This window comes from Streptomyces sp. NPDC089799, from assembly GCF_040684755.1.
Lineage (GTDB): Bacteria > Actinomycetota > Actinomycetes > Streptomycetales > Streptomycetaceae > Streptomyces.
Map to the genome: position 1 here is coordinate 1 of NZ_JBFBGR010000004.1, position 16,371 is coordinate 16,371.

Annotated in this window: 28 protein-coding genes; all 28 read left to right on the top strand. The window is 66.3% G+C overall.

Annotated elements, in window-relative coordinates:
* The first annotated feature begins 1,870 nt into the window (after positions 1–1,870).
* Positions 1,871–2,179: a 30S ribosomal protein S10 gene (rpsJ, locus tag AB0O36_RS04565; protein WP_003948644.1), complete on the top strand. Its 309-nt coding sequence runs from the start codon at positions 1,871–1,873 to the stop codon at positions 2,177–2,179.
* 14 nt (positions 2,180–2,193) lie between these two features.
* Complete coding sequence (gene rplC / locus AB0O36_RS04570; protein ID WP_365103990.1) at positions 2,194–2,838, top strand: 50S ribosomal protein L3; 645 nt, start codon at positions 2,194–2,196, stop codon at positions 2,836–2,838.
* A gap of 5 nt (positions 2,839–2,843) precedes the next feature.
* Positions 2,844–3,494: a 50S ribosomal protein L4 gene (rplD, locus tag AB0O36_RS04575; RefSeq protein ID WP_365103993.1), complete on the top strand. Its 651-nt coding sequence runs from the start codon at positions 2,844–2,846 to the stop codon at positions 3,492–3,494.
* Entirely contained in the window at positions 3,494–3,814 is a 321-nt protein-coding gene (gene rplW, locus AB0O36_RS04580) for a 50S ribosomal protein L23 (RefSeq protein WP_365103995.1), read from the top strand. Before rplD ends, rplW begins: the two co-directional genes overlap by 1 nt.
* Before the next feature lie 39 nt (positions 3,815–3,853).
* Positions 3,854–4,690, top strand: a complete 837-nt coding sequence (gene rplB / locus AB0O36_RS04585; RefSeq protein WP_365103998.1) for a 50S ribosomal protein L2 — start codon at positions 3,854–3,856, stop codon at positions 4,688–4,690.
* Positions 4,691–4,702: 12 nt separating this feature from the next.
* Entirely contained in the window at positions 4,703–4,984 is a 282-nt protein-coding gene (rpsS, locus tag AB0O36_RS04590; protein ID WP_179173310.1) for a 30S ribosomal protein S19, read from the top strand.
* 43 nt (positions 4,985–5,027) lie between these two features.
* A complete protein-coding gene (gene rplV, locus AB0O36_RS04595) occupies positions 5,028–5,375 on the top strand; it encodes a 50S ribosomal protein L22 (RefSeq protein ID WP_030201575.1) in 348 nt (115 codons plus the stop codon).
* Positions 5,375–6,208 (top strand): 30S ribosomal protein S3, encoded by an 834-nt coding sequence (gene rpsC / locus AB0O36_RS04600; protein WP_352193896.1) that lies wholly within the window; start codon positions 5,375–5,377, stop codon positions 6,206–6,208. Before rplV ends, rpsC begins: the two co-directional genes overlap by 1 nt.
* 5 nt (positions 6,209–6,213) lie before the next feature.
* A complete protein-coding gene (gene rplP / locus AB0O36_RS04605; protein ID WP_352193895.1) occupies positions 6,214–6,633 on the top strand; it encodes a 50S ribosomal protein L16 in 420 nt (139 codons plus the stop codon).
* On the top strand, positions 6,633–6,857 hold the full coding sequence (gene rpmC, locus AB0O36_RS04610) for a 50S ribosomal protein L29 (RefSeq protein WP_030201568.1): 225 nt from the start codon (positions 6,633–6,635) through the stop codon (positions 6,855–6,857). Before rplP ends, rpmC begins: the two co-directional genes overlap by 1 nt.
* On the top strand, positions 6,857–7,138 hold the full coding sequence (gene rpsQ / locus AB0O36_RS04615) for a 30S ribosomal protein S17 (protein ID WP_365104004.1): 282 nt from the start codon (positions 6,857–6,859) through the stop codon (positions 7,136–7,138). The genes rpmC and rpsQ overlap by 1 nt, the downstream gene beginning before the upstream one ends.
* A gap of 96 nt (positions 7,139–7,234) precedes the next feature.
* Entirely contained in the window at positions 7,235–7,603 is a 369-nt protein-coding gene (gene rplN / locus AB0O36_RS04620) for a 50S ribosomal protein L14 (protein WP_003956455.1), read from the top strand.
* Positions 7,604–7,605: 2 nt separating this feature from the next.
* On the top strand, positions 7,606–7,917 hold the full coding sequence (gene rplX / locus AB0O36_RS04625) for a 50S ribosomal protein L24 (protein ID WP_365104007.1): 312 nt from the start codon (positions 7,606–7,608) through the stop codon (positions 7,915–7,917).
* Positions 7,917–8,468, top strand: coding sequence for a 50S ribosomal protein L5 (gene rplE / locus AB0O36_RS04630; RefSeq protein ID WP_351878340.1), 552 nt, complete (start codon positions 7,917–7,919; stop codon positions 8,466–8,468). The genes rplX and rplE overlap by 1 nt, the downstream gene beginning before the upstream one ends.
* Positions 8,469–8,473: 5 nt before the next feature.
* Positions 8,474–8,659 carry a type Z 30S ribosomal protein S14 gene (locus AB0O36_RS04635; protein ID WP_003956452.1) on the top strand — a complete coding sequence of 62 codons (186 nt, stop codon included), beginning with the start codon at positions 8,474–8,476 and terminating at the stop codon, positions 8,657–8,659.
* A gap of 220 nt (positions 8,660–8,879) precedes the next feature.
* Positions 8,880–9,278: a 30S ribosomal protein S8 gene (rpsH, locus tag AB0O36_RS04640; protein WP_365104010.1), complete on the top strand. Its 399-nt coding sequence runs from the start codon at positions 8,880–8,882 to the stop codon at positions 9,276–9,278.
* A gap of 20 nt (positions 9,279–9,298) precedes the next feature.
* Positions 9,299–9,838, top strand: a complete 540-nt coding sequence (gene rplF, locus AB0O36_RS04645; protein WP_365104012.1) for a 50S ribosomal protein L6 — start codon at positions 9,299–9,301, stop codon at positions 9,836–9,838.
* Between the two features lie 4 nt (positions 9,839–9,842).
* Positions 9,843–10,226: a 50S ribosomal protein L18 gene (rplR, locus tag AB0O36_RS04650; protein ID WP_352193890.1), complete on the top strand. Its 384-nt coding sequence runs from the start codon at positions 9,843–9,845 to the stop codon at positions 10,224–10,226.
* Positions 10,227–10,271: 45 nt separating this feature from the next.
* Positions 10,272–10,877, top strand: a complete 606-nt coding sequence (gene rpsE, locus AB0O36_RS04655) for a 30S ribosomal protein S5 (protein WP_030201551.1) — start codon at positions 10,272–10,274, stop codon at positions 10,875–10,877.
* Positions 10,877–11,059 carry a 50S ribosomal protein L30 gene (gene rpmD, locus AB0O36_RS04660; RefSeq protein WP_005313525.1) on the top strand — a complete coding sequence of 61 codons (183 nt, stop codon included), beginning with the start codon at positions 10,877–10,879 and terminating at the stop codon, positions 11,057–11,059. Before rpsE ends, rpmD begins: the two co-directional genes overlap by 1 nt.
* Positions 11,060–11,061: 2 nt before the next feature.
* Positions 11,062–11,517: a 50S ribosomal protein L15 gene (gene rplO, locus AB0O36_RS04665; RefSeq protein WP_365104016.1), complete on the top strand. Its 456-nt coding sequence runs from the start codon at positions 11,062–11,064 to the stop codon at positions 11,515–11,517.
* A 190-nt stretch (positions 11,518–11,707) separates the two neighbouring features.
* The gene (gene secY, locus AB0O36_RS04670; RefSeq protein WP_365104019.1) at positions 11,708–13,027 is read left to right on the top strand and encodes a preprotein translocase subunit SecY; all 1,320 of its coding nucleotides are present in this window, start codon (positions 11,708–11,710) and stop codon (positions 13,025–13,027) included.
* Positions 13,027–13,674 (top strand): adenylate kinase, encoded by a 648-nt coding sequence (locus tag AB0O36_RS04675; RefSeq protein WP_365104022.1) that lies wholly within the window; start codon positions 13,027–13,029, stop codon positions 13,672–13,674. The genes secY and AB0O36_RS04675 overlap by 1 nt, the downstream gene beginning before the upstream one ends.
* 94 nt (positions 13,675–13,768) lie before the next feature.
* Complete coding sequence (gene map / locus AB0O36_RS04680) at positions 13,769–14,620, top strand: type I methionyl aminopeptidase (protein WP_365104025.1); 852 nt, start codon at positions 13,769–13,771, stop codon at positions 14,618–14,620.
* A gap of 200 nt (positions 14,621–14,820) precedes the next feature.
* Complete coding sequence (infA, locus tag AB0O36_RS04685; protein ID WP_003956442.1) at positions 14,821–15,042, top strand: translation initiation factor IF-1; 222 nt, start codon at positions 14,821–14,823, stop codon at positions 15,040–15,042.
* A 64-nt stretch (positions 15,043–15,106) separates the two neighbouring features.
* On the top strand, positions 15,107–15,220 hold the full coding sequence (gene rpmJ / locus AB0O36_RS04690) for a 50S ribosomal protein L36 (RefSeq protein ID WP_003956441.1): 114 nt from the start codon (positions 15,107–15,109) through the stop codon (positions 15,218–15,220).
* A gap of 188 nt (positions 15,221–15,408) precedes the next feature.
* Positions 15,409–15,789, top strand: coding sequence for a 30S ribosomal protein S13 (gene rpsM / locus AB0O36_RS04695; protein ID WP_079429308.1), 381 nt, complete (start codon positions 15,409–15,411; stop codon positions 15,787–15,789).
* Between the two features lie 54 nt (positions 15,790–15,843).
* On the top strand, positions 15,844–16,248 hold the full coding sequence (gene rpsK / locus AB0O36_RS04700) for a 30S ribosomal protein S11 (RefSeq protein WP_003956432.1): 405 nt from the start codon (positions 15,844–15,846) through the stop codon (positions 16,246–16,248).
* Positions 16,249–16,371 lie beyond the last annotated feature (123 nt).

Here is a 16,371-nt window from a genome sequence, read left to right on the forward strand (position 1 = left end):
GTTGGGCGATGGCCCGTTGGGCCACCCTTGACCCCGACGTCCGTCACGGAACGACAAGGACTGTCGGGCGGCCCCCGGGGGAACGGCATGGGGGAACCCAAGGCCATCCTGCTCTGGCGTTGGCGGGCACGAGCAGCAGCTCCGCTCGGCCAGCCGCCCTCCGGGCGGGACGCCAAATCGCAGTCGACGGGTTGACTGCACGAAACGACGCCCAGGGCGCGTCAGATCGCTACGTGCTCCTGTTTCTCAGCGGATCCGGCCCGCCGGTGGCCGTACATAGGCCGCCATCGATCGCTACGTGCGCATTCGGGGAATGGCGGCCGACGGGCTGGTGGGTCTGGTGCATGTGGATGGCGGCAGGCGCCCACGATCGCTACGTGGTTCGGGCCGGTCTCGGCGGTCGGCAGGCCGTCGTGGGCGGTGCATGCAGACGGCAGACGGCGGCGCAGGTGACCGCTACTCGCTTCGGTTTGTCGGCGGATGCGGCGCTCCGGTGGCTGGGGAGATGACGCAGGTGATCGCTGTGTGCTGATGTCGGGATGGCGGCAGACAAGCCGACCCGAGGCGGGGCCCTCTGAGGCCCGACGTGGGAGGCGCGCACGCAGTGCGTGAGACCGGGCAGCCACTTGACCGCTCGTGGTGACGAACAGGCCGTCGTTTCATGCAGTCTGCCTCCGGCGGCGGCTGGCCGGTGTCGGGTGGCCGGTGGATCAGGCGGCCGGCGTTCGCCGTCCGGCGGAAGCGCGTAGCGATCGATGGCGGGTCACCTCCGCCCATCTGACCGTCCCCACGGACGGCCTGACGGCCGCCATGCTCCGAATGTGCACGTAGCGATCGATGGCGGCTTGTGTCCGGCCCCTGCCGGGCCGGATCCGCCGGGAAACAGGAGCACGTAGCGATCTGACGCGTCCTGGGCGTCGTTTCGTGCAGTCATCCCCTGAACGGGAATCCTGCATCCGCCCGGAGGGCGGCTGGCCGAGCGCAGCCGCTGCTCGTGCCCGCCAACGCCAGAGCTCAGGGGTCCTCGGTCCCCCATGCCGTTCCCCCGGGGGCCGCCCGACAGTCCTTGTCGTTCCGTGACGGACGTCGGGGTCAAGGGTGGCCCAACGGGCCATCGCCCAACGGGCGACGCGACGAAGGAGCGCCCTTGACGCCGACGGCCGGCACGGAAGGACAGTGAGGACTGACGGGCAGCCCCCGGGCACCTCCCCGATTCCGTCCCGGCAAAGCCCCGCCACACCCCCGACCCCGCAACACCCCTTCGGCCCCCCTCGGCCCACCCCCTCCACCCACCCCCCGACCCGCCCCCCAGCACCCATGGATCCGTACGACCGAAGGCGGGAGATCGGGAAGGACCGCGACTGCGGGATCACCTCGCGGAGCCGAGGCGCGCGTGGGCGGGCGGGGCCGGGCCCGCCGGGCCCGGCCGGGTGGGTGCGGCGAGTTTGACGTGATCGCGGGGCCGGGTATTCTCTTCGGCCCCGATTGGCGCACTACGTGTCTCGTATGGCAGACTGTCGGGGTTGCTCGGTTGAGTGCCGATGCTGCGCGCCTCCCGCCGGGAGGACCGGAAGCGAGTCCCACAGTACTCGTCGCCTTTATCTGCCCCTCGGGGCAGCAATGGGGCGGACGTACGGGAATCTTCCGGGAAGCGTGGGCGGGGTGCTCACCAGGCACTCGGTGGGTGTTTTTCCCCCGAAGCGTGGTCCGGGAAAGGATCGCAACCCCTCTGAGCAGGGAATTTCCGTATGGGAATTTTCGAAGAGGGAGCGCGACACGCCCGACCGCGTGGGTCGGAGAGAAGCCGTGCGGAAGCACAGCCGGCCGAGTACCAGAGCGTTGTTACTAGACAAAGGACTACTGAGTAGCCATGGCGGGACAGAAGATCCGCATCCGGCTCAAGGCCTACGACCACGAGGTCATCGACTCCTCGGCGAAGAAGATCGTCGAGACGGTGACCCGCACTGGTGCGTCGGTCGCGGGCCCGGTGCCGCTGCCCACTGAGAAGAACGTGTACTGCGTCATCAAGTCGCCGCACAAGTACAAGGACTCGCGCGAGCACTTCGAGATGCGCACGCACAAGCGCCTGATCGACATCCTCGACCCGACGCCCAAGACCGTTGACTCGCTGATGCGCCTGGACCTTCCGGCCGGCGTTGACATCGAGATCAAGCTCTGAGAGGCGCGGAGAAGATGGCTAAGCTGATCAAGGGCGTCCTGGGCGAGAAGCTCGGCATGACCCAGGTCTGGGACGAGAACAACCGTGTCGTCCCGGTGACCGTCGTCAAGGCCGGGCCCTGCGTCGTGACCCAGGTCCGTACCAACGACATCGACGGCTACGAGTCGGTCCAGATCGCCTTCGGCGAGATCGACCCGCGCAAGGTGAACAAGCCCCTCAAGGGCCACTTCGCCAAGGCCGACGTGACCCCGCGCCGCCACCTGGTGGAGCTCCGTACCTCCGACGCCAGCGAGTACACGCTCGGCCAGGAGATCACCGCCGCTGTGTTCGAGTCGGGCGTCAAGGTTGACGTCACGGGCACGAGCAAGGGCAAGGGCTTCGCCGGTGCCATGAAGCGCCACAACTTCCGTGGTGGCAAGGCGTCCCACGGTGCCCACCGCGTGCACCGCAAGCCGGGCTCCATCGGTGGTTGCGCCACCCCGGGCCGTGTCTTCAAGGGTATGAAGATGGCCGGCCGCATGGGTAACGACCGGGTCACCACCCAGAACCTGACCGTTCACGCCGTTGACGCGGAGAAGGGCCTGCTGCTCATCAAGGGCGCGGTTCCTGGTCCGAACGGCGGCCTCGTCCTGGTCCGCACTGCGGCCAAGGGGGCCTGAGGACTATGAGCACCATTGACATTCTGTCGCCTGCCGGCGACAAGACCGGGACCGTTGAGCTCCCGGCCGAGATCTTCGACGCCAAGGTCAGCGTTCCGCTGATCCACCAGGTCGTCGTCGCGCAGCTGGCCGCCGCCCGTCAGGGCACGCACAAGGTCAAGACGCGTGGCGAGGTCCGTGGTGGTGGCAAGAAGCCCTACCGCCAGAAGGGCACCGGCCGCGCCCGTCAGGGTTCGACCCGTGCGCCGCAGTTCGCCGGCGGTGGCGTCGTGCACGGCCCCGTGCCGCGTGACTACTCGCAGCGGACCCCGAAGAAGATGAAGGCCGCCGCTCTGCGTGGCGCCCTCACCGACCGGGCCCGTCACTCCCGCATCCACGTCGTCTCCGGCGTGGTCGAGGGTGCCGCCTCCACCAAGGCCGCCAAGACGCTGTTCGGCAAGATCTCGGAGCGCAAGAACCTGCTCCTGGTCGTCGAGCGCGCCGACGAGGCCGCGTGGCTGTCCGCCCGCAACCTGCCCCAGGTGCACATCCTGGAGCCGGGCCAGCTGAACACGTACGACGTGCTCGTCTCGGACGACGTGGTCTTCACCCAGGCCGCTCTCGAGTCCTTCGTGTCTGGCCCCAAGGCCGATGAGACCGAAGGGAACGAGGCCTGATGTCTGAGGCAACGATCACCAGCAAGACCTTCACGGACCCGCGCGACCTGCTGATCAAGCCGGTCGTCTCCGAGAAGAGCTACGCGCTGCTGGACGAGAACAAGTACACGTTCATCGTCGCGCCCACCGCCAACAAGACCCAGATCAAGCAGGCCGTCGAGGCGGTCTTCTCGGTCAAGGTCACCGGGGTGAACACGATCAACCGCCAGGGCAAGCGCAAGCGCACCCGCACCGGTTTCGGCAAGCGCGCCAACACCAAGCGCGCCATCGTGACCCTCGCTGAGGGCGACCGTATCGACATCTTCGGCCAGGCCTCCTAACGGAGCGCCCTGGTCCGAATATCGGACGAGGACTGAGAAATGGGTATCCGCAAGTACAAGCCGACGACTCCGGGCCGTCGTGGCTCCAGCGTCGCCGACTTTGTCGAGATCACGCGGTCCACGCCGGAGAAGTCGCTGGTCCGCCCCCTGCACAGCAAGGGCGGCCGTAACAACGCCGGTCGTGTGACCGTTCGCCACCAGGGTGGCGGACACAAGCGCGCCTACCGTGTGATCGACTTCCGTCGTCACGACAAGGACGGCGTGCCGGCCAAGGTCGCGCACATCGAGTACGACCCCAACCGCACCGCTCGCATCGCCCTCCTGCACTACGCGGACGGCGAGAAGCGCTACATCATCGCTCCGCGCGGCCTGAACCAGGGCGACCGGATCGAGAACGGCCCGACGGCCGACATCAAGCCCGGTAACAACCTGGCGCTCCGTAACATCCCGGTCGGTACCACGATCCACGCGATCGAGCTCCGTCCCGGTGGCGGTGCCAAGTTCGCCCGTTCCGCGGGTGCCTCCGTGCAGCTGCTGGCGAAGGAGGGCTCGCACGCCCACCTTCGTATGCCGTCCGGTGAGATCCGCCTGGTCGACGTGCGCTGCCGCGCCACGATCGGCGAGGTCGGCAACGCCGAGCAGTCGAACATCAACTGGGGCAAGGCCGGCCGCATGCGCTGGAAGGGCGTCCGCCCGACCGTCCGCGGTGTCGCGATGAACCCGGTTGACCACCCGCACGGTGGTGGTGAGGGCAAGACCTCCGGTGGTCGCCACCCGGTCTCCCCGTGGGGTCAGAAGGAGGGTCGTACTCGTTCGCCGAAGAAGGCTTCGAACAAGTACATCGTCCGCCGCCGCAAGACGAACAAGAAGCGCTAGGAGCGGGTTTAGATGCCGCGCAGTCTCAAGAAGGGACCCTTCGTTGACGGCCACCTCGTAAAGAAGGTGGACGCTCAGAACGAAGCCGGTACCAAGAACGTCATCAAGACCTGGTCCCGTCGCTCGATGATCATCCCCAGCATGCTGGGTCACACCATCGCGGTGCACAACGGCAAGACCCATGTCCCGGTGTTCGTCACCGAGTCGATGGTCGGCCACAAGCTCGGCGAGTTCTCGCCGACTCGCACCTTCCGCGGCCACGTCAAGGACGACCGGAAGTCGAAGCGCCGCTAATCGCGGGGTGGGAACGACTATGACTTACACCGAAGGGACAACCATGGAAGCCAGGGCCCAGGCGCGGTACATCCGCGTCACGCCCATGAAGGCCCGCCGTGTGGTGGACCTCATCCGTGGCATGGATGCCACGGAGGCCCAGGCGGTCCTGCGTTTCGCCCCGCAGGCCGCATCTGTGCCGGTCGGCAAGGTGCTTGACAGCGCCATTGCCAACGCCGCGCACAACTACAACCACACGGACGCCTCCTCGCTCTTCATCAGCGAGGCGTTTGTTGACGAGGGCCCGACCCTGAAGCGGTTCCGTCCGCGTGCTCAGGGCCGTGCCTACCGGATCCGCAAGCGGACCTCCCACATCACCGTGGTCGTCAGCAGCAAGGAAGGAACCCGGTAATGGGCCAGAAGGTAAACCCGCACGGGTTCCGGCTCGGCATCACCACCGACTTCAAGTCGCGCTGGTACGCCGACAAGCTGTACAAGGACTACGTCAAGGAAGACGTCGCCATCCGTCGGATGATGACGTCCGGCATGGAGCGCGCCGGCATCTCGAAGGTTGAGATCGAGCGCACCCGTGACCGTGTCCGCGTGGACATCCACACCGCCCGTCCGGGCATCGTCATCGGCCGCCGTGGCGCCGAGGCCGACCGCATCCGCGGTGACCTCGAGAAGCTCACCGGCAAGCAGGTCCAGCTGAACATCCTCGAGGTCAAGAACCCCGAGGTCGACGCTCAGCTCGTGGCCCAGGCCGTTGCCGAGCAGCTGTCCTCCCGCGTCTCCTTCCGTCGGGCCATGCGCAAGAGCATGCAGTCCGCCATGAAGGCCGGCGCCAAGGGCATCAAGATCCAGTGTGGCGGCCGTCTCGGCGGCGCCGAGATGTCCCGCTCGGAGTTCTACCGCGAGGGTCGTGTGCCGCTGCACACGCTGCGCGCGAACGTCGAGTACGGCTTCTTCGAGGCCAAGACCACCTTCGGCCGCATCGGCGTGAAGGTCTGGATCTACAAGGGCGACGTCAAGAACATCGCCGAGGTCCGCGCCGAGAACGCTGCGGCCCGTGCGGGTAACCGCCCGGCCCGTGGTGGCGCTGACCGCCCCGCCGGCCGTGGTGGCCGCGGTGGCGAGCGTGGCGGCCGTGGCGGCCGCAAGCCGCAGCAGGCTGCTGCTGCCGAGGCCCCCAAGGCCGAGGCCGCTGCCGCCGCTCCGGCTGAGAGCACCGGAACGGAGGCCTGACCGACATGCTGATCCCTCGTAGGGTCAAGCACCGCAAGCAGCACCACCCCAAGCGCCGCGGCATGGCCAAGGGTGGCACTGAGGTGGCATTCGGCGAGTACGGCATCCAGGCGCTGACCCCGGCGTACGTGACGAACCGCCAGATCGAGTCCGCTCGTATCGCCATGACCCGCCACATCAAGCGTGGCGGCAAGGTCTGGATCAACATCTACCCGGACCGCCCGCTCACGAAGAAGCCTGCCGAGACCCGCATGGGTTCCGGTAAGGGTTCCCCGGAGTGGTGGATCGCGAACGTGCACCCGGGCCGGGTCATGTTCGAGCTGTCCTACCCGAACGAGAAGATTGCGCGTGAGGCTCTGACTCGTGCGGCCCACAAGCTGCCGATGAAGTGCCGGATCGTCAAGCGCGAGGCAGGTGAGTCGTGATGGCGGCCGGTACCAAGGCGTCGGAGCTGCGCGAGCTCGGCAACGAGGAGCTCGTTGCCAAGCTGCGTGAGGCCAAGGAGGAGCTGTTCAAGCTCCGTTTCCAGGCGGCCACGGGTCAGCTGGAGAACAACGGCCGGCTCAAGTCCGTCCGTAAGGACATCGCTCGCATCTACACCCTGATGCACGAGCGTGAGCTCGGTATCGAGACGGTGGAGAGCGCCTGATGAGCGAGAACAACGTGACTGAGAAGACCGAGCGCGGTTTCCGCAAGACCCGTGAGGGTCTGGTCGTCAGCGACAAGATGGACAAGACCGTCGTCGTCGCCGTCGAGGACCGCGTCAAGCACGCGCTGTACGGCAAGGTCATCCGCCGTACGAACAAGCTCAAGGCACACGACGAGCAGAACGCCGCCGGCGTCGGCGACCGCGTCCTCCTGATGGAGACCCGGCCGCTGTCCGCCACCAAGCGGTGGCGCGTCGTCGAGATCCTCGAGAAGGCCAAGTAATCACCTGAGGGGTTTCCCTCGGGTTCGTTCCGCCAGGCTCGGCCGGGGCTTCTCTGAAGCCCCGGCCGGGAACCGGCAGACAAACAGGAGATAGACGTGATCCAGCAGGAGTCGCGACTTCGCGTCGCCGACAACACTGGTGCCAAGGAGATCCTTTGCATCCGTGTTCTCGGTGGTTCGGGTCGCCGCTACGCGGGCATCGGTGACGTCATCGTCGCCACCGTCAAGGATGCGATCCCCGGTGGCAACGTGAAGAAGGGTGACGTCGTCAAGGCGGTCATCGTTCGCACCGTCAAGGAGCGCCGCCGCCAGGACGGCTCGTACATCCGCTTCGACGAGAACGCCGCTGTCATTCTGAAGAACGACGGCGACCCTCGCGGCACCCGTATCTTCGGCCCGGTGGGCCGTGAGCTGCGCGAGAAGAAGTTCATGAAGATCATCTCGCTCGCGCCGGAGGTGCTGTAAGCATGAAGATCAAGAAGGGCGACCTGGTCCAGGTCATCACCGGTAAGGACAAGGGCAAGCAGGGCAAGGTCGTCCAGGCCTTCCCCGCTGACAACCGCGTCCTCGTCGAGGGTGTCAACCGGGTCAAGAAGCACACCAAGGCTGGGCCGAACCAGGCCGGCGGCATCGTGATCACCGAGGCCCCCGTCCACGTGTCCAACGTTCAGCTGGTCGTGGAGAAGGACGGCAAGAAGGTCGTCACCCGCGTCGGTTACCGCTTCGACGACGAAGGCAACAAGATCCGCGTTGCCAAGCGCACGGGTGAGGACATCTGATGGCTACCACTCCGCGTCTGAAGACGAAGTACCGCGAGGAGATCGCGGGCAAGCTGCGTGACGAGTTCAAGTACGAGAACGTCATGCAGATCCCCGGCCTCGTGAAGATCGTCGTGAACATGGGTGTCGGCGACGCCGCCCGTGACTCGAAGCTGATCGACGGTGCCATCCGCGACCTGACCACCATCACGGGTCAGAAGCCGGCCGTCACCAAGGCCCGCAAGTCCATCGCGCAGTTCAAGCTGCGCGAAGGCCAGCCGATCGGTGCGCACGTCACCCTCCGTGGCGACCGCATGTGGGAGTTCCTGGACCGCACCCTGTCGCTCGCGCTGCCGCGCATCCGCGACTTCCGCGGCCTGTCCCCGAAGCAGTTCGACGGCCGTGGCAACTACACCTTCGGTCTCACGGAGCAGGTCATGTTCCACGAGATCGACCAGGACAAGATCGACCGCGTCCGGGGTATGGACATCACCGTGGTGACCACGGCGACCAACGACGCTGAGGGCCGTGCGCTCCTTCGTCACCTCGGCTTCCCCTTCAAGGAGGCGTAAGCGAGATGGCGAAGAAGGCTCTTATTGCCAAGGCTGCTCGTAAGCCCAAGTTCGGTGTGCGTGCGTACACCCGCTGCCAGCGCTGCGGCCGCCCGCACTCCGTGTACCGCAAGTTCGGCCTCTGCCGCGTGTGCCTCCGTGAGATGGCTCACCGTGGCGAGCTGCCGGGCGTGACCAAGAGCTCCTGGTAAACCCTTCTGTCCTTTGGACGTTGGGTCTGCCGGTAACTCTCGGTAAGCATCTGGGTCGGCGGAGGCCCCTCCCCCATGCCGTAGGCTAGTGGGGTTGGGCGTCCGCCGCCCGTACGACTTACTACGCCGTAGGTCCCCGCACCGCACCCGTCCCGTCTCTGTACGGGGAGAGGGATGGCGCAGACAGGAAACCCCGGCGAGAGAGGCCGAAGGCCACTTCATGACCATGACTGACCCCATCGCAGACATGCTCACGCGTCTGCGTAACGCTAACTCGGCGTACCACGACACCGTCGTGATGCCGCACAGCAAGATCAAGTCGCACATCGCGGAAATCCTCAAGCAGGAGGGTTTCATCACCGGCTGGAAGGTCGAGGACGCCGAGGTCGGCAAGAACCTCATCCTCGAGCTGAAGTTCGGTCCGAACCGCGAGCGCTCGATCGCCGGCATCAAGCGCATCTCGAAGCCGGGTCTGCGTGTGTACGCGAAGTCCACCAACCTGCCGAAGGTTCTCGGCGGCCTGGGCGTGGCGATCATCTCCACGTCCCACGGTCTCCTGACCGGCCAGCAGGCGCAGAAGAAGGGCGTGGGTGGGGAAGTCCTCGCCTACGTCTGGTAGTCGGGAACGGAGGAATAGCTATGTCTCGTATCGGCAAGCTCCCCATCCCGGTTCCCGCCGGCGTGGACGTCACCATCGATGGCCGCACGGTCACCGTCAAGGGCTCCAAGGGCTCCCTGACGCACACCGTTGCCGCCCCCATCGAGATCGTTAAGGGCGAGGACGGCGTTCTCAACGTCACCCGTCCGAACGACGAGCGTCAGAACAAGGCCCTCCACGGCCTGTCCCGCACGCTGGTGGCCAACATGATCACCGGTGTGACCACGGGATACACCAAGGCGCTCGAGATCAGCGGTGTCGGTTACCGCGTCGCCGCGAAGGGCTCCAACCTGGAGTTCCAGCTCGGCTACAGCCACCCGATCCTGGTGGAGGCGCCCGAGGGCATCTCCTTCAAGGTCGAGTCCCCGACCAAGTTCTCGGTCGAGGGCATCGACAAGCAGAAGGTCGGCGAGGTCGCGGCGAACATCCGCAAGCTGCGGAAGCCCGACCCGTACAAGGCCAAGGGCGTCAAGTACGCCGGCGAGGTCATCCGCCGCAAGGTCGGAAAGGCTGGTAAGTAAAGCCATGGCATACGGTGTGAAGATCGCCAAGGGCGACGCTTACAAGCGGGCTGCCAAGGCCCGCCGCCACATCCGCATCCGCAAGAGCATCTCCGGTACGGCCGAGCGTCCGCGCCTGGTCGTCAACCGGAGCAACCGCGGCATCACCGCCCAGGTGATCGACGACATCAAGGGTCACACCCTGGCGTCGGCGTCCCACCTGGACGCGTCGATCCGTGGTGGCGAGGGTGACAAGTCCGCGCAGGCCAAGCAGGTCGGTGCCCTGGTCGCTGAGCGCGCCAAGGCCGCCGGCGTCGAGGCCGTCGTGTTCGACCGTGGTGGCAACAGGTACGCCGGGCGCATTGCCGCTCTGGCTGACGCCGCCCGCGAAGCCGGGCTGAAGTTCTAAGCCCCGGTTCCGGGACTAACGGACGTAACAGAGAGAGGTAATCCAATGGCTGGACCCCAGCGCCGCGGTAGCGGTGCCGGTGGCGGCGAGCGGCGGGACCGGAAGGGTCGCGACGGTGGCGCTGCTGCCGCCGAGAAGACCGCGTACGTTGAGCGCGTAGTCGCGATCAACCGCGTCGCCAAGGTTGTCAAGGGTGGTCGTCGTTTCTCCTTCACCGCGCTGGTCGTGGTGGGTGACGGTGACGGCACCGTGGGTGTCGGTTACGGCAAGGCCAAGGAGGTGCCGGCCGCCATCGCCAAGGGTGTGGAGGAGGCCAAGAAGCACTTCTTCAAGGTTCCCCGTATCCAGGGCACCATCCCGCACCCGATCCAGGGTGAGAAGGCGGCGGGCGTCGTCCTGCTGAAGCCTGCTTCCCCCGGTACCGGTGTTATCGCCGGTGGCCCGGTGCGCGCCGTCCTGGAGTGCGCCGGCGTTCACGACATCCTGTCGAAGTCGCTCGGCTCCGACAACGCGATCAACATCGTGCACGCGACCGTGGAGGCCCTGAAGGGCCTGCAGCGTCCCGAGGAGATCGCGGCTCGCCGTGGTCTGCCGCTCGAGGACGTCGCCCCCGCGGCTCTGCTTCGTGCGCGTGCGGGAGCGGGTGCGTAATGGCTCGCCTCAAGATCACGCAGACGAAGTCGTACATCGGCAGCAAGCAGAACCACCGCGACACCCTGCGTTCGCTCGGGCTCAAGCGCCTGAACGACGTGGTCGTCAAGGAGGACCGCCCCGAGTTCCGCGGCATGGTGCACACCGTCCGCCACCTCGTGACGGTTGAGGAGGTCGACTGATCATGGCGGAGAGCAACCCGCTCAAGATTCACAACCTCCGTCCCGCCCCGGGCGCCAAGACCGCCAAGACCCGTGTGGGTCGTGGTGAGGCGTCCAAGGGTAAGACGGCCGGTCGTGGTACCAAGGGCACGAAGGCCCGCTACCAGGTTCCGGAGCGCTTCGAGGGTGGCCAGATGCCCCTCCACATGCGCCTCCCGAAGCTGAAGGGCTTCAAGAACCCGTTCCGCACCGAGTTCCAGGTCGTGAACCTGGACAAGCTCGCGGCCCTGTACCCGCAGGGTGGCGAGGTCACCGTGGCCGACCTGGTCGCCAAGGGTGCCGTGCGCAAGAACCAGCTCGTCAAGGTCCTGGGCCAGGGCGAGATCTCCGTGGCGCTGCAGGTTTCGGTTGACGCCGTTTCCGCCTCCGCCAAGGAGAAGATTGCCGCCGCGGGCGGCACGGTCACCGAGCTCGTCTGAGACGAGATCAGTGGCTCATAGCGAGTGAAACCGACCGGGGATGCCTCACATTTGGGGCATCCCCGGTTGGTCGTTCCACGGGGGGCGCAGACGCCGCTAAGCTGGCCTGCACCTTTAGCTTTGTCGTATACCCAAAAATCCTTGAGACCGTCACCTCTGACGCAGTAGCGCGGGGGTCGCAGGAGGCACCGTGCTCACCGCGTTCGCCCGGGCGTTCAAGACGCCCGACCTGCGCAAGAAGCTGCTCTTCACGCTCGGCATCATCGTGCTGTACCGGCTCGGGTCCCACATTCCGGTACCCGGCGTGAGCTACAAGAACGTGCAGTTCTGTGTCGACCAGGCCCAGGCCAACTCCAGTGGGGGTCTGTTCGGTCTGGTCAATCTGTTCAGCGGCGGTGCGCTGCTGCAGATCACGATCTTTGCGCTCGGCATCATGCCGTACATCACGGCGAGCATCATCCTGCAGCTGCTGACCGTGGTCATCCCGAAGCTGGAGAACCTCAAGAAGGAGGGTCAGGCCGGTACCGCGAAGATCACGCAGTACACGCGTTACCTGACCATCGCCCTCGCGATCCTCCAGGGAACCGGTCTGGTCGCCACCGCGCGCAGCGGTGCGCTCTTCCAGGGCTGCCAGGTCGCCGGTGAGATCGTGCCGAACCGGTCGATCTTCACCACCGTCGTCATGGTGATCACCATGACCGCGGGTACCGCCGTCGTCATGTGGCTCGGTGAGCTGATCACCGACCGCGGTATCGGCAACGGCATGTCCATCCTCATGTTCATCTCGATCGCGGCCGGCTTCATCAGCGCGCTGTGGCAGATCAAGCTCCAGGGCAAGATCGCCGACGGCTGGGTCGAGTTCGGCGTGGTGATCCTGGTCGGCCTCGCGATGGTGGCCCTGGTGGTCTTCGTCGAGCAGGCGCAGCGCCGGATCCCGGTCCAGTACGCGAAGCGCATGATCGGCCGCCGTTCCTACGGCGGCACGTCCACGTACATCCCGCTGAAGGTGAACCAGGCGGGTGTGATTCCCGTCATCTTCGCCTCGTCGCTGCTGTACATCCCGGCGCTCGTCGTCCAGTTCAGCGGGTCCACCGCTCCGTGGGCCGCATGGGTCCAGCGCAACCTCGCGGACACCAACGCGCCGTTCCACATCGGCCTGTACTTCCTCCTGATCGTCTTCTTCGCCTTCTTCTACGTGGCGATTTCGTTCAACCCGGAGGAAGTCGCGGACAACATGAAGAAGTATGGTGGCTTCATCCCGGGCATCCGGGCCGGTCGACCTACTGCCGAGTACCTGAGCTACGTGCTCAACCGGATCACCTGGCCGGGGTCGCTGTACCTGGGTCTCATTGCTCTCGTGCCGACGATGGCGTTGGCCGGCTTCGGCGCGAACCAGAACTTCCCGTTCGGCGGGACGAGCATCCTGATCATCGTGGGTGTGGGTCTGGAAACCGTGAAGCAGATCGAGAGCCAGCTCCAGCAGCGCAATTACGAAGGGTTCCTCCGCTGATGCGAATCGTCCTCGTCGGTCCTCCCGGTGCGGGCAAGGGCACGCAGGCCGCGTACCTCGCCAAGAACCTGTCGATCCCGCACATCTCCACGGGCGACCTCTTCCGGGCCAACATCAGCCAGAACACGGAGCTGGGTGTCCGGGCCAAGGCGTTCATGGACGCCGGTGACCTCGTTCCCGACGAGATCACCATCGGCATGGCCAAGGACCGCATGGAGCAGGCGGACGCGGCGAACGGGTTCCTGCTCGACGGGTTCCCGCGCAACGTCTCGCAGGCCGAGGCGCTGGACGAGATGCTCCAGGCCGAGAACATGAAGCTGGACGCCGTCCTCGACCTGGAGGTCGAGGAGGACGAGGTGGTCAAGCGCATCGCCGGCCGCCGGATCTGCCGCAACGACTCCGGGCACGTCTTCCACGTGACGTACGCCGCGCCGAAGGCCGAGGGTGTCTGCGACACCTGCGGCGGCGAGCTGTACCAGCGCAGCGACGACTCCGAGGGCACCGTCCGGACGCGGCTGGAGGTCTACCACACGCAGACCGAGCCGATCATCGACTACTACAAGGCCCAGGGCCTGCTGGTGACGATCTCCGCCCTCGGCAAGGTGGACGAGGTCACCCAGCGCGCGATGGACGCGCTGAAGAAGTAGCAGAGCGTCGCACTCGTACGGCCGCGGTGTCCGGTGGACTCCGCGGCCGTACTGTTGATACGTCCCGATCCACCGTGGAAGGCATACAGACGAGATGGTCCAGCTGAAGACTCCCGAGCAGATCGCGAAGATGCGGGAGGCCGGCCTGGTGGTCGCCGCGATCCACGCGGCCACCCGTGAGGCCGCCGTTCCGGGGGCGACCACCCGGGACCTGGACATGGTCGCCCGCAAGGTCATCGCGGACCACGGTGCGAAGTCGAACTTCCTCGGCTACGGCGGCTTCCCCGCGACCATCTGCACCTCGGTGAACGAGGTCGTCGTCCACGGCATCCCGGACGACAAGACCGTCCTCAAGGACGGCGACATCATCTCCATCGACGCCGGCGCGATCGTGGACGGCTGGCACGGGGACGCGGCGTACACCGCGTTCGTGGGCACCGGTCACGCTCCGGAGCTCATCGAGCTCTCCCGGGTGACCGAGGAGTCGATGTGGGCGGGCATCGCGGCGATGAAGCTCGGCAACCGGCTGGTGGACATCTCGCGCTCGATCGAGATGTACATCAAGCGCCAGCCGCGGCCGGCCGCCGGTGACCACAGCCTCGGCAAGTTCGGGATCATCGAGGAGTACGGCGGCCACGGCATCGGTTCCGAGATGCACATGGACCCGCACCTGCTGAACTACGTCTCCCGCAAGCGCGGCAAGGGCATCAAGCTGGTCCCCGGCCTCTGCCTGGCGATCGAGCCCATGGTGTCGCTGGGCACGGCCCGGACCGAGGTGCTCGCGGACGACTGGACGGTCATCACCACCGACGGCACCTGGTCCTCGCACTGGGAGCACTCGGTCGCCCTGACCGAAGCCGGTCCCGTCGTCCTGACCAGTCCGGACTGCGGCAAGGCGAAGCTCGCCGAGTACGGCGTGACGACCGCGCCGGACCCGCTGGGCTGAGCGGGCCGCGGCCCGCCGGGCCGACCGGGCCCGACCCCTGAACAAGTCTGCGTAATGATCTAGAGTGATGGGCAAACTTTCCGGATTCGTCTTTCTGGGTGCCCTGACGTAGACTGATGCGTCGGCTCACGTGCATCTTCATGCCCACAGGCGTGGAGAGGCTGAGCTGATCAAGGTAGCCGATCCCCGAAAGGCGAAGCGTGGCCAAGAAGCAAGGTGCCATCGAGATCGAGGGCACCGTGATCGAGTCCCTCCCGAACGCCATGTTCAAGGTGGAGCTCCAGAACGGTCACAAGGTCCTCGCGCACATCAGCGGAAAGATGCGGATGCACTACATCCGTATCCTCCCGGATGACCGGGTCGTCGTGGAGCTCTCTCCCTACGACCTGACGCGTGGCCGGATCGTCTACCGATACAAGTAGATCTTGCCCCCGCACTCCGTGCTCCGGCGCGGGTGGTGGCACTGACCCGGAGAAGACCAGACACATGAAGGTCAAGCCGAGCGTCAAGAAGATCTGCGACAAGTGCAAGGTGATCCGCCGTCACGGCCGGGTCATGGTCATCTGCGACAACCTGCGCCACAAGCAGCGCCAGGGCTGACGCACGCCGACCGACCTGCAATTTCGCAGTTCTTCGCGCGACGCAAGCAATACGTACATACGCAGAGCCCGCCCAGCCCCTTCGGGGTCGGCGGCACCTCCGGCGGGGGCCGGGGACCCGGTTGGTACCTCATACGGCCTGTCGGGAGCGGCTTTGCGGAAGACCCCCGAACACACAGGAGCCATTGAATGGCACGCGTTTCCGGTGTTGACATCCCGCGCGAAAAGCGCGTGGAGATCGCACTCACCTACGTCTTCGGTATCGGGCGCACCCGGTCCAAGGAGATCCTCGCCGCCACCGGCGTGAACCCGAACACCCGCGTTCGTGACCTGGCCGAAGAGGACCTCGTCAAGATCCGCGAGTACGTGGACGCCAACCTCCGTACCGAGGGTGACCTCCGCCGCGAGATCCAGGGCGACATCCGCCGCAAGATCGAGATCCAGTGCTACCAGGGCATCCGCCACCGTCGCGGCCTCCCGGTGCACGGTCAGCGCACCAGCACCAACGCGCGTACCCGCAAGGGCCCGCGTCGCGCGATCGCCGGCAAGAAGAAGCCGGGCAAGAAGTAGTCCTGTTCAGCGGTCTTGCGCTGTAGGACCGACCACCTCCCGTAGGAGATTTAGATGCCCCCCAAGGGTCGTCAGGGCGCTGCCAAGAAGGTGCGCCGCAAGGAAAAGAAGAACGTCGCTCACGGCCACGCGCACATCAAGAGCACGTTCAACAACACCATCGTCTCGATCACGGACCCGTCCGGCAACGTGATCTCCTGGGCCTCCGCCGGCCACGTCGGCTTCAAGGGCTCGCGCAAGTCCACCCCCTTCGCCGCGCAGATGGCCGCCGAGTCGGCCGCCCGCCGCGCGCAGGAGCACGGCATGCGCAAGGTTGACGTCTTCGTCAAGGGTCCGGGCTCCGGCCGCGAGACCGCGATCCGCTCCCTGCAGGCCACCGGCCTCGAGGTCGGCTCCATCCAGGACGTCACCCCCACCCCGCACAACGGCTGCCGTCCGCCGAAGCGCCGCCGCGTCTGACCCTCGGGTCGGAGCAGCGCGTTTCGACGCACTGAGCTGAGGTTCCGGGCGGTACGTCCCCTTCGGGGCGTGCCGCCCGTACCCTTGCTGGTACCGCCGCGCTGCGGCGCGGCACCGTCGGGC

Excerpts from the sequence above, each read along its gene's own strand:
- rpsJ (WP_003948644.1), top strand. The coding sequence starts at position 1,871 with ATGGCGGGACAGAAGATCCGCATCCGGCTCAAGGCCTACGACCACGAG.
- rplC (WP_365103990.1), top strand. The coding sequence starts at position 2,194 with ATGGCTAAGCTGATCAAGGGCGTCCTGGGCGAGAAGCTCGGCATGACC.
- rplD (WP_365103993.1), top strand. The coding sequence starts at position 2,844 with ATGAGCACCATTGACATTCTGTCGCCTGCCGGCGACAAGACCGGGACC.
- rplW (WP_365103995.1), top strand. The coding sequence starts at position 3,494 with ATGTCTGAGGCAACGATCACCAGCAAGACCTTCACGGACCCGCGCGAC.
- rplB (WP_365103998.1), top strand. The coding sequence starts at position 3,854 with ATGGGTATCCGCAAGTACAAGCCGACGACTCCGGGCCGTCGTGGCTCC.
- rpsS (WP_179173310.1), top strand. The coding sequence starts at position 4,703 with ATGCCGCGCAGTCTCAAGAAGGGACCCTTCGTTGACGGCCACCTCGTA.
- rplV (WP_030201575.1), top strand. The coding sequence starts at position 5,028 with ATGGAAGCCAGGGCCCAGGCGCGGTACATCCGCGTCACGCCCATGAAG.
- rpsC (WP_352193896.1), top strand. The coding sequence starts at position 5,375 with ATGGGCCAGAAGGTAAACCCGCACGGGTTCCGGCTCGGCATCACCACC.
- rplP (WP_352193895.1), top strand. The coding sequence starts at position 6,214 with ATGCTGATCCCTCGTAGGGTCAAGCACCGCAAGCAGCACCACCCCAAG.
- rpmC (WP_030201568.1), top strand. The coding sequence starts at position 6,633 with ATGGCGGCCGGTACCAAGGCGTCGGAGCTGCGCGAGCTCGGCAACGAG.
- rpsQ (WP_365104004.1), top strand. The coding sequence starts at position 6,857 with ATGAGCGAGAACAACGTGACTGAGAAGACCGAGCGCGGTTTCCGCAAG.
- rplX (WP_365104007.1), top strand. The coding sequence starts at position 7,606 with ATGAAGATCAAGAAGGGCGACCTGGTCCAGGTCATCACCGGTAAGGAC.
- rplE (WP_351878340.1), top strand. The coding sequence starts at position 7,917 with ATGGCTACCACTCCGCGTCTGAAGACGAAGTACCGCGAGGAGATCGCG.
- AB0O36_RS04635 (WP_003956452.1), top strand. The coding sequence starts at position 8,474 with ATGGCGAAGAAGGCTCTTATTGCCAAGGCTGCTCGTAAGCCCAAGTTC.
- rpsH (WP_365104010.1), top strand. The coding sequence starts at position 8,880 with ATGACCATGACTGACCCCATCGCAGACATGCTCACGCGTCTGCGTAAC.
- rplF (WP_365104012.1), top strand. The coding sequence starts at position 9,299 with ATGTCTCGTATCGGCAAGCTCCCCATCCCGGTTCCCGCCGGCGTGGAC.
- rplR (WP_352193890.1), top strand. The coding sequence starts at position 9,843 with ATGGCATACGGTGTGAAGATCGCCAAGGGCGACGCTTACAAGCGGGCT.
- rpsE (WP_030201551.1), top strand. The coding sequence starts at position 10,272 with ATGGCTGGACCCCAGCGCCGCGGTAGCGGTGCCGGTGGCGGCGAGCGG.
- rpmD (WP_005313525.1), top strand. The coding sequence starts at position 10,877 with ATGGCTCGCCTCAAGATCACGCAGACGAAGTCGTACATCGGCAGCAAG.
- rplO (WP_365104016.1), top strand. The coding sequence starts at position 11,062 with ATGGCGGAGAGCAACCCGCTCAAGATTCACAACCTCCGTCCCGCCCCG.
- AB0O36_RS04675 (WP_365104022.1), top strand. The coding sequence starts at position 13,027 with ATGCGAATCGTCCTCGTCGGTCCTCCCGGTGCGGGCAAGGGCACGCAG.
- map (WP_365104025.1), top strand. The coding sequence starts at position 13,769 with ATGGTCCAGCTGAAGACTCCCGAGCAGATCGCGAAGATGCGGGAGGCC.
- rpmJ (WP_003956441.1), top strand. The coding sequence starts at position 15,107 with ATGAAGGTCAAGCCGAGCGTCAAGAAGATCTGCGACAAGTGCAAGGTG.
- rpsM (WP_079429308.1), top strand. The coding sequence starts at position 15,409 with ATGGCACGCGTTTCCGGTGTTGACATCCCGCGCGAAAAGCGCGTGGAG.
- rpsK (WP_003956432.1), top strand. The coding sequence starts at position 15,844 with ATGCCCCCCAAGGGTCGTCAGGGCGCTGCCAAGAAGGTGCGCCGCAAG.